This is a genomic window from Nocardia glycosmidis (assembly GCF_052545115.1).
Genome location: NZ_JBQWRH010000014.1, coordinates 174,136 through 183,410, shown reverse-complemented (window position 1 = coordinate 183,410; position 9,275 = coordinate 174,136). Strand labels below are relative to the sequence as shown.

The 9,275-nt window shown below is 67.5% G+C and carries 10 protein-coding genes; 3 read left to right on the top strand and 7 right to left on the bottom strand.

Going from position 1 to position 9,275, the window contains the following annotated elements; all coding sequences use genetic code 11:
- Positions 1-332: 332 nt before the first annotated feature.
- The 3 genes from tyrS to ACT86A_RS19030 form a co-directional block, all read right to left on the bottom strand.
- Positions 333-1,622, bottom strand: a complete 1,290-nt coding sequence (gene tyrS, locus ACT86A_RS19040; protein WP_445093500.1) for a tyrosine--tRNA ligase — start codon at positions 1,620-1,622, stop codon at positions 333-335.
- A 138-nt stretch (positions 1,623-1,760) separates the two neighbouring features.
- A complete protein-coding gene (locus tag ACT86A_RS19035) occupies positions 1,761-2,186 on the bottom strand; it encodes a DoxX family protein (protein ID WP_445093499.1) in 426 nt (141 codons plus the stop codon).
- 106 nt (positions 2,187-2,292) lie between these two features.
- Positions 2,293-2,925 (bottom strand): DNA-3-methyladenine glycosylase, encoded by a 633-nt coding sequence (locus ACT86A_RS19030; protein ID WP_445093498.1) that lies wholly within the window; start codon positions 2,923-2,925, stop codon positions 2,293-2,295.
- A 250-nt stretch (positions 2,926-3,175) separates the two neighbouring features.
- On the opposite strand from ACT86A_RS19030, the gene ACT86A_RS19025 reads away from it, so the two are divergent.
- From ACT86A_RS19025 to ACT86A_RS19015, 3 genes are read left to right on the top strand one after another with little or no spacing between them, the layout of a single operon-like run.
- The gene (locus tag ACT86A_RS19025) at positions 3,176-3,907 is read left to right on the top strand and encodes an ABC transporter ATP-binding protein (RefSeq protein ID WP_445093497.1); all 732 of its coding nucleotides are present in this window, start codon (positions 3,176-3,178) and stop codon (positions 3,905-3,907) included.
- The gene (locus ACT86A_RS19020) at positions 3,904-4,692 is read left to right on the top strand and encodes an ABC transporter permease (protein WP_445093496.1); all 789 of its coding nucleotides are present in this window, start codon (positions 3,904-3,906) and stop codon (positions 4,690-4,692) included. The genes ACT86A_RS19025 and ACT86A_RS19020 overlap by 4 nt, the downstream gene beginning before the upstream one ends.
- Positions 4,689-5,324 carry a TetR/AcrR family transcriptional regulator gene (locus ACT86A_RS19015; RefSeq protein ID WP_445093495.1) on the top strand — a complete coding sequence of 212 codons (636 nt, stop codon included), beginning with the start codon at positions 4,689-4,691 and terminating at the stop codon, positions 5,322-5,324. The genes ACT86A_RS19020 and ACT86A_RS19015 overlap by 4 nt, the downstream gene beginning before the upstream one ends.
- A 41-nt stretch (positions 5,325-5,365) precedes the next feature.
- Here ACT86A_RS19015 and ACT86A_RS19010 read toward each other — a convergent pair whose 3' ends face one another.
- The 4 genes from ACT86A_RS19010 to ACT86A_RS18995 form a co-directional block, all read right to left on the bottom strand.
- Positions 5,366-5,884, bottom strand: a complete 519-nt coding sequence (locus tag ACT86A_RS19010) for a L,D-transpeptidase (RefSeq protein WP_445093494.1) — start codon at positions 5,882-5,884, stop codon at positions 5,366-5,368.
- A 231-nt stretch (positions 5,885-6,115) separates the two neighbouring features.
- Positions 6,116-6,349, bottom strand: a complete 234-nt coding sequence (locus tag ACT86A_RS19005) for a Trm112 family protein (protein ID WP_445093493.1) — start codon at positions 6,347-6,349, stop codon at positions 6,116-6,118.
- A 9-nt stretch (positions 6,350-6,358) separates the two neighbouring features.
- Positions 6,359-6,901, bottom strand: coding sequence for a GtrA family protein (locus ACT86A_RS19000; RefSeq protein WP_445093492.1), 543 nt, complete (start codon positions 6,899-6,901; stop codon positions 6,359-6,361).
- A gap of 53 nt (positions 6,902-6,954) precedes the next feature.
- Positions 6,955-9,210 carry a hypothetical protein gene (locus ACT86A_RS18995; RefSeq protein ID WP_445093491.1) on the bottom strand — a complete coding sequence of 752 codons (2,256 nt, stop codon included), beginning with the start codon at positions 9,208-9,210 and terminating at the stop codon, positions 6,955-6,957.
- Between the last annotated feature and the right edge of the window lie 65 nt (positions 9,211-9,275).

The window sequence follows — 9,275 nt, the reverse complement described above, 5'->3', positions numbered from 1 at the left end:
GGTCCCATCCGAACTAGCCGGATCTTCTCTGAGGCAACTTTTCCAGTTTAGCCATGGTTCCGAGCAAAGTCAAGTTCGATCGGACCATTCGATCTTGCTGGCCTGTCAGGCGCTCCTCGTCCTACCTCGTTTCCCGGTCCCTCCGCTTGGCTTTCGCCTCGCTTCTCGGCTCCGGGTCGGTGTCCGTGTCGCTCTGACTTGGAATAAGTTACGCGCCGGATAACGCTACGTCAAATCGCCTGAACAACGAAGTGTTTACGCAGGTCACAGGCATGCGAGAGCTGTGATCGACGGCTTGAATCACACGAATGTGATTCAAGCCACCGCGATCTTCACGCACCTGCCCGCAGAACCCCGGCGAAGTTCTTCTTGCCGCGCCTCAGCACGAGCCATCGTCCGTGCAGGTAGTCGGCGTCGGCGGGGGTCCAGTCGAGATCGGAGATCTTCGCGTTGTTCACCGCAGCGCCACCCTCGTTCACCGCGCGGCGCGCGGCACCCCGGCTCTCGCACAGGCCGGTCGCGACGAGCAGATCCACGATGGTGTCCGGCTCGCCGGGCTCGAGCTGCGCGACCTCGCCGTCGACCGCGGCCTCGCGCAGCGCGGCACCGAGGGTGGCTTCGTCGAGATCGCGCAGTTCGCCGCGACCGAACAGCGCCTGGCTGGCCAGCTCAACGGCACGGGTATCGGCCTCGCCGTGCACCAGGGTGGTCATCTCAGCGGCCAGCCTGCGCTGCGCCTGCCGGGCGTGCGGCCGCTCGGCGGTCGACTGCTCCAGCTCGTCGAGTTCCGCGCGGGACAGGAATGTGAACCAGCGCAGGTAGCGCAGCACGTCGGCGTCGGCGGTGTTCACGAAGTACTGGTACCAGGCGTATGGGCTGGTCATCTCCGGGTCGAGCCACAGGCTGCCGCCACCGGTGGACTTGCCGAACTTCTTGCCGTCGGCGGAGGTCACCAGCGGGACGGTCAGCGCGTGCACCGACGCACCGTCGACGCGGCGGTTGAGCTCGACGCCGGCGATGATGTTGCCCCACTGGTCGGAGCCGCCGACCTGCAGCGTGCAGCCGTGGCTGCGACGCAGCTGGAGGTAGTCGTTGGCCTGCAGGAGCATGTAGCTGAACTCGGTGTACGAAATACCCTCACCATCCAGGCGCCGCTTGATGGTGTCGCGGGCCAACATGACGTTCACCGAGAAGTGCTTGCCGATGTCGCGCAGGAAATCAACGGTGGTCAGCGGGCCGGTCCAGTCCATGTTGTCGACGATCACGGCTCCGGTCGGCGAGTCGTCCAGGTCCACGAAGCGCTCCAGCTGGGAGCGGATCCGCTCGGCCCACTCGGCCACAGTGTCGGACGAGTTCATGGTCCGCTCGCCGATCTCGCGGGGGTCGCCGATCAGGCCGGTGGCGCCACCGGCCAGCACGATGGGGCGATGGCCCGCACGCTGGAATCGCTTCAACGCGAGCAAGGGCACCAGATGGCCCGCGTGCAGGCTGGCGGCGGTGGGATCGAACCCGGCATACAGCGTCAGCGGCTCCGCGGCCGCCGCCGCGCGCAAGGCATCCAGGTCGGTGGACTGCGCGATCAATCCGCGCCAGGTCAGTTCGTCGATGATGTCGCCGCTCACGCTGTCCCATCTTTCCGCATGACGTCCCGCGCCCTTTGCGCACCTCGGTCTCATCGCGCGACGCGTCGCAGGTCGAGCGACTATTCGCATCCTTCGAACACGAGGCGAACGCGGCATCTGCGGTCGCCGGCTGGACGCTCAGCGGGACAATGTCTCCCGCACGGCGGCGAGGCTGTCGCGCCGCTGGTAGGCGATCCAGGCGAAAACCACGGCCAGCACCAGGGGGAACGGCGCCATGGCCGGGGCGTGCAGGACGAATGCCTGGGTGGCCGCGGCCAGCACCATGGTGATCGAAAGACCCGCCGCGGCGAGCCCGCTCAATCGGGGCACCAGTAATCCGATCCCACCGGCGATCTCGACGGCACCGGTGAGATAGCGGAACCAATCGCCGAATCCGATCTCATCGAAAATCCGCACCGCGTCGGACTGGCCCGTCACCTTCGGCAGGCCCGACACGATGACGAAGAACAGGCCGAACAGAATCTGAAGTGTCCACAGGGTTCGGTTGCGCACCTTGCCCGGACGGGTGGCGTCGGCGGGATCGGCGATGCTGATCGAGGCCATGGTTTCTTCCTTCAGGTCGGTCGCGCCGGGGTGGCGCGTTCACCTGGTAGGACGGCGAGTCGTTCGGAAACTCATCGCGCGGCGTGCGGAATTCTTCGCCCCGTGGTCATACCCGCAGCGCGGCCGCGAGCGGCGCACGCGGACTGCGCCGGTAGACCGATACCGCGCGGGAGCGCAGCAGCCAGAACCGCCACGGCACGTCCGCCGCACTGCTGACACCTACTCGGGGACCGCTGGCGACGTCGGCCGACTCGACCGGGCCGTTCAATTCCAGGCGGATCGGGGATGACGGTTCGAACAGCGTCGTTCCATAGTCGCTCAACGTGATTCCCAGGGCGGTACCGAGATTGCCGGGGCCACGGGCCAAGTCGAGATCGGACCGGGCGCCCGGACGCCGGGCTCGCACCGTCGCCAGTCCATCGATGACCTCGCCGGAACGGATCAGCACTGCACTGGCGGTCCCGTCCGGTCCGCTCGTCACGTTCACGCAGGTGTGCATGCCATAGCTGAGATACACATACAGCACCCCGGCGGGGCCGAACATCACGCCGTTGCGCTTGGTCCGTCCGCGCCCGGAATGCGAGGCCGGGTCGGGCCACGGACCCGCCGGGTCTCCGCCGTACGCCTCGACCTCGACTATCCGCACCCCGACGCGGCCCGACCGCAGAGTTGCCCCGAGCAGACGCCGGGCAGCGGCGGTCGGCTCGACGGCGAGTTCTTCAGCGGACACGACCGCCATTGTCCTCGACGAGGACGACACCCGCGCAACCGCTCGCAGACACCCGGCGTCGTGGGCGCGGATTTCGCATCGGTGCTGGTCTGGAAATACGTGCTGCGCCGGCCTGAGCACAGCGTCGCCAGATCGTCGGCGATCACCGAGGTATAGCCGACCACCCCTGCGTCTCCATGGCGAACACTCTTGCCGGTGCGCCGCATCCGCGATAAATTCATCATACAGTGAATTCAGCACTCGATGAATTGAGGCGACCGTGTCGCAATCCACCTCATCTCCCGCCGTCGAAGTCCGGGGCCTGCGGGTTCGCCGCGGCGGCCGCGAAGTACTGCACGACGTCTCGGTGACCATCCCGCGTGGCTCGATCACGGGGCTACTCGGTCCGTCCGGTTGCGGCAAGACCACGCTGATGCGCTGCGTCGTCGGCACGCAGATCATCGAATCGGGAAACGTCTCCGCGCTCGGTCTACCCGCGGGATCGGCAGCGTTGCGGCACCGGATCGGCTATGTCACCCAGGCACCGAGCATCTACAACGACATCAGCGTCCGCGAGAACGTCGCGTACTTCGCCGCGCTCTACGGCCGCAACCGTGCCGACGTCGACGACGCGATCACGGCGGTCGGCCTGGGCGAGCACGCACACCAGCGCGGCGACCAACTGTCCGGCGGACAGCTGACCCGCGCCTCACTTGCGTGCTCGCTGGTCGCCCGGCCCGATCTGCTGGTTCTGGACGAACCGACGGTCGGACTCGATCCGGTGCTGCGGGTCGAGCTCTGGAAGCAATTCCGTGAATTGGCGGCGAATGGGACGACGCTGCTGGTGTCCAGTCACGTCATGGACGAGGCCGAGCACTGCGACCAGCTGTTGCTGATGCGCGAGGGGCAGCTGCTCGCCCAGCTCAGCCCCGACGAACTACGCGCACGGACCGGCGAACAGAACCTGGAGACCGCCTTCCTCACCCTGATCACGATGGGACTGAACGCATGACCGCCACCCTCGAAGCACTGCGGCCACCGCCGATCCGGCCCTACGTCGCGACCACCGGACGCATCCTGCGGCAGTTGCGCAACGACCACCGCACCGTCGCCATGATTCTGGTGGTTCCGGCCCTGCTGATGGCGCTGCTGTACTTCATCTACAAAGACACTCCGACCAACCCGCTGAACCCGGTCTCGCTGTTCGACCGGGTCGGCATCAGCATGCTCGGCATCCTGCCGTTCATCGTGATGTTCCTGATCACCGCCATCGCCATGCAACGCGAGCGCACCTCGGGCACGCTGGAGCGGCTGCTGTCGACCCCGCTGTCGAAAATCGACCTGCTCGGCGGGTACGGCACGGCGTTCTCGCTGGCGGCGGCCGCGCAGGCCATCGTCGCCTGCCTGGTCTCCTTCGGCCTGCTCGGGCTCGACGCGGCGGGCAGCCCGGGCTGGGTCGTGTTGATCGCGGTGGTCGACGCGATCTGCGGGGTGGCGCTGGGACTGCTGGCAAGCGCTTTCGCGCGCACCGAGTTTCAGGCCGTACAGTTCATGCCGGTCGTGGTGGCGCCGCAGATCTTCCTGTGCGGCCTGCTCGTTCCCCGCGGGCAGCTGCCCGCTTGGCTGGAGGCGATCAGCAACGTGATGCCGTTGAGCTACGCGGTCGATGCGCTGCAACAGGTTTCGACGCATCCGGAGGTCACCGGACAGATGTGGCGCGACTTGGCCATCGTCGCCGGATTCGCGCTGGTCGCCCTGTGCCTGGGCGCGGCGACGCTACGGCGGCGGACGGCGTGACGGCCGGCAATGGTTCCGGCGGCGCCGAGCGGCCCACCCGCACCGGCCGCCGACCGGGACAGTCGGGCGCCCGCGAGGCCATCCTCGCGGCCGCCCGCGCACGGTTCGCCGACGCGGGCTTCGACAAGACGTCGGTGCGCGCGGTGGCCACCGACGCCGGCGTGGATCCGGCCCTGGTGCACCACTACTTCGGGACCAAGCAACAGCTCTTCGCCGCGGTGGTGGAGCTACCGGTGGACCCGGAGTCGACATTGCGGATCATCGAGTCGGTGCCGCTGAATCAGTTGGGCGAGAATATCATTCGCGCTGTCGTCGGGGTGTGGGACTCCCCCGCCGGGCCGGGGATCGTCGCGGCGGTGCGCAGCCTCCTGGCCGGAAGCGACGACCCGACCCTGGCCAGGGCGTTCGTGTCGGAAGTCGTGCTGGAACGCATCCGCCTGCGGATCGCCACCGCCGACGACGATGGGCGCACCCGGGTCGCGCTGGTCGCGTCGCAGATGGTCGGTGTGCTGGTGGGCCGCAAGATCCTGGCCGTCGAGCCGCTGGCTTCCATGCCTGCGTCCGACCTGGCCGCCGCGGTCGGCCCGACGCTGCAGCGCTATCTGACCGGCGACATCGGGCAGGACCGGTAGCTCGGTGACCCGGGATCACCGCGGCGACGCAGGCGTGAGCGTCACTCCACGACTTCGACGACGTCACCGGGCCACAGATACTCGTAGAACGCCTTGGCGCCTTCCTGCGTCATGCGGACGCAGCCATGTGACTTCTTCTCGATCGGGCCGACGTGGAAGGCGATATCGCCGTTGAAGAAGACCGCGTACGGCATCGGAGCGTTGTGCATCGTGCTCCAGTGGAACTCCCGCTTGAACGACACGTGAAAGACTCCTGGCGGCGTCTCGTAGCCGGGCATCCCGTGCGAAATCGGTGTCGGGCCGTAGACCACCCGGCCCTCGTCCATCAGCCAGGCTTCGTCGGTCGACAACCGCATACAGGCGCGGGCGGCAGTGGAACACGGGGCCACCACGGGTGGCGGCGGTGGCGGCGGAATCAGTGCGGGCAGACCAGGAATGTCCGGGCCGCCCGGCCAGAGTGGCTCGGCCGATGCGGGCACCGCCGCAGCGAAGGCGGCCGCGGCCACCCCGCAGAAAATCACGCATCGAGCTGCCCAGTTACGTATACGCACGACGCCCATTACGTTCCTGACCTCTCTACCCGTACGACACCTGTACCGCTCAGAACGCTGGTCGGAGCGCCCGCCGCCGGAACGTGCGGACCTTCGCAAGGTGTAGATGATCATGACGGAGCCGGCTTCGGAGGGTCGACGAACCGGAACGAACGTGACTCATCCGTTGCCGAGCGCCGACCTCGTGCGCCTCGGTGCGGGCCGAGCGGAAAGAGCGGTTTCCCGCAGCAGGTGCCAGCGTCAGACGTCGGCCCGAGGTGCGGTGAACGCTTCATGTTCGGCGTCGCTGACGTCTTCGGCCTCGTCGATGAGCAGCACCGGAATGCCGTTCTCGACCGGGTAGGCCCGGTGCAGGCGCGGGTTGTAGAGCAGCGTGGCGCCGTTGTCGGCATGGACCAGCAACAGCGGGCCTTTGTCCTGCGGACAGGCCAGCAGGTTCAGCAGTGTGGCGTCCAGGGTGGTGTGCTCAGGCATAGGTGAAACCTACCTTTCGGCCGAACCGGATCGGGAACCGTCCGCGCCGAGGACGGCGGGCGGGCGGCGGAACGAGATGTACCGGTGCCCGAAGAAGCTCGCCACCGCCACCAACGCCATGACCGCGACCGCCGCCGGGATCCTCGGCAGATGCAGGATCGAGACACCCAGTTGGAGCAACACCATGTTCAGCAGTAGGCCACCGGAGTTCACCGCGACGAACGCGGCGAAATCGCGGATCAGCCGGCCCCGCACACGGAATACCAGAGTCCGGTGCAGAGCGAATGCCACGACCACGCTGACGCCGTAGGCCGCGGCCGGCGCGACAGCGGCGGGTATCCGCTCGCCGAGCAATACCAGCCACATCACGGTCAGCGCCATACCGAGCCCGGTGTTCACCGTACCCACCACCGCGAACGCGATCTCCTGGCGTCGCACCAAGCGCAGCAAGGGTCCCCGGTCCGCAGCGCTGTCCGCGCGGTCCGGCTGCGGATTGCGGCCGGACCCGGCGTTCGTCCTCGACGCGGCGGGAGGCGTGATCGGGTTCGTCATGCCCGTGCGCCGCGCATCAGTGGGCGCATTTATCCGTCCCGCCGCGCCCGTGCTCATCGGACGGCGTCCGCGAGATCGGGAACCGGGGTGCCGGCCGCATCTCGGAGCGCGGACCCATCGGCCGAGTCGAGCGGACCGGCCTTCCGGCGCCTGCCGCGCCGGTACACCCACTCCATGACGCCGACGCCGAGCAAACCCAGCAGTGCCGCGAGCACGCCCAACTGCCAGCCGGGCGGCCGCCAGGTCAGCGCCAGCTCACCATCCGTCGTGCCAGCCGGAACATCCACGGCGACAAATGTTTTCGCCACCAGCGTGGACGGAAGCTCACGACCGTCGAGGGTCACGCGGTAGCCCGGCCAGCCGAGCCGGGCGAAGACGACCCGTCCGCCCTCCGGGGCACGCACGCGCACCCGGCTGGTGGTATCCGATTCGCTGATCGAGGTCGCGGTCCCGCCCTGGACAGCCGCGATTCGGCCGTTCCGGGTAGAGATCAGGCCATCGCTGCGTTCCAGCACCGAGATGTATTTTTCGTGTCCCGGGTAGTCGACCCATGTCCAACCCGGTGGCGCGGGCTGGTCGCGGGCGTCCGGGTACAGGGCGCGGTGCAGCACGACCCGGTCGATCTTCATCAGGTCGACGATGGTTTTGCCGGTGGTCGGCTCGGTCGCGAAAGCGCGCCGATAGGCGTCCGGGCAGACGCTGGTGTCCCAGCGCATGCACAGCGTCTCACCGAACCAGTAATGCCCGTTGGGCGTGTATCCGCTGACATAAGTCAGCTCGAGATCCTTGGCGTAATTGCCGAACACCAACGACCCGTACGCACCGTGCAGGCTCCGCTCGCCCGGCGGGATGAGCATGCGATCGCCGAGTTGCAGTGTGGTGCCGGGGAAATCGGGGAACGCGGCTTTCATCTCCGACCGATTCTCCGGCAGATTCCAACCCATCGGCGTCGGTTGCGCCGCCGAAACCTGCAGATAGGCGATCGGGAACACCGACACGATCACCAGTGCGCACGCGGCGACCACACCGCGGCTGCGGCCGAGCCACACCGTGGCCGCCCCGAGCCCGGCCACGCCGGCCGCCGCGACGACGTGCCAGATCACCTCGTGCGGAGCCGCCGAGAACGAGCGCACCCACAACAGTCCGATCAGCACACCCGCCGCGATACCACGACGCCGCCGATCACTGACGGTCGCGAAACGACCCAGCAGCACACAGACCAGCACCAGCAAACCGAGCGCGACCATCGGCAGCACACGGGCGGGCCAGCGCAGCGGACCGATCGCGCCGGGACCCGCGGTCCACATCAACGCCAGCACCGCGAACAGCGCGGGCGCTACCAGCTCACGCGCCGAGCCGAATGCTTTGCGCCAGTCCACGAAGGCCAGCGCCGGAATCAGGAACCACGCGATGTAGACCATCGGCATCGGTTGCACGTAGCCCCACCACGAATTGAACGCGGGCAACGTACTCGGCAGACTCGCGTTCAGCGACTCCGACCACGGCACGGTGAAGAACTGATCGTTGTTGATCTGCGCGGTGCCGCGCCAGGTCACTTTCGCCGACAACATGCTCGGCAGGTAGGTCGCCAGACCGGCCAGTGCCGCGCAGGCCGCCACCGTGAGCAAGCGCAGCGACGGCCGCCACGCCTTCTGGTGGACGAGCTCGCCGATCGCGACGGCGCCGATCATCAGACCGGCCTCGACCGCGGGGAAGATGTACTGCACCGAGATGGCCAGATACAGGAAGACGAACGTAGGGATCGGCCCGCTGTTGCCACGGGCGTACCGCACCGCCGACGCCCACGCGTGCGCCAGCCAGGCGGTGCCGGTGAACGCGGTCATCCAGCTGGACTCGTCGAAGAACAGCAGCCATCCGGTGAACGGGATAGCGACGCCCGCCACCGCCGACCAGGGTGCTTTCGCCGCGTAGGCCAGGCAGATCCGATAGACGCCGAGACCGAGGATGATCGCGAAGATCAGCTTGACCACGGTGGCGTACAGGGCGAGATTGTCGACCGAGGGCGCGATCAGATCGATCAGCAACTGCGGCGGATTGAGCAGGCCCGCTTCTTCGATGGTGTAGTTGCCCGCCATCCAATGCTCCGGCACGAGCGCGGGAACCCGTCCCTCGCGCAGGTATCGACCCAGCATCACCCATAGCGGCGCGTACTGCGACTCGGTGTCGTCGGTATAGAAATGCCGGACGTTGGCGAGTAGAACCGCGCCGTATCCCGCGACCACACCGAGAGTGGTGACGATGCCCCAGGTGACGACTTCTCTCGAAGCGAAGGTTCTACGTTCGGCCACGAGTCACAGACCCTACAGGCAACGCCGCGTGCACCCCGCCGGACTGTGCCAGGAAGCGAGACAAC

Excerpts from the sequence above, each read along its gene's own strand:
- ACT86A_RS19035 (WP_445093499.1), bottom strand. The coding sequence starts at position 2,186 with ATGGCCTCGATCAGCATCGCCGATCCCGCCGACGCCACCCGTCCGGGC.
- ACT86A_RS19030 (WP_445093498.1), bottom strand. The coding sequence starts at position 2,925 with ATGGCGGTCGTGTCCGCTGAAGAACTCGCCGTCGAGCCGACCGCCGCT.
- ACT86A_RS19020 (WP_445093496.1), top strand. The coding sequence starts at position 3,904 with ATGACCGCCACCCTCGAAGCACTGCGGCCACCGCCGATCCGGCCCTAC.
- ACT86A_RS19010 (WP_445093494.1), bottom strand. The coding sequence starts at position 5,884 with ATGGGCGTCGTGCGTATACGTAACTGGGCAGCTCGATGCGTGATTTTC.
- ACT86A_RS19005 (WP_445093493.1), bottom strand. The coding sequence starts at position 6,349 with ATGCCTGAGCACACCACCCTGGACGCCACACTGCTGAACCTGCTGGCC.
- ACT86A_RS19000 (WP_445093492.1), bottom strand. The coding sequence starts at position 6,901 with ATGACGAACCCGATCACGCCTCCCGCCGCGTCGAGGACGAACGCCGGG.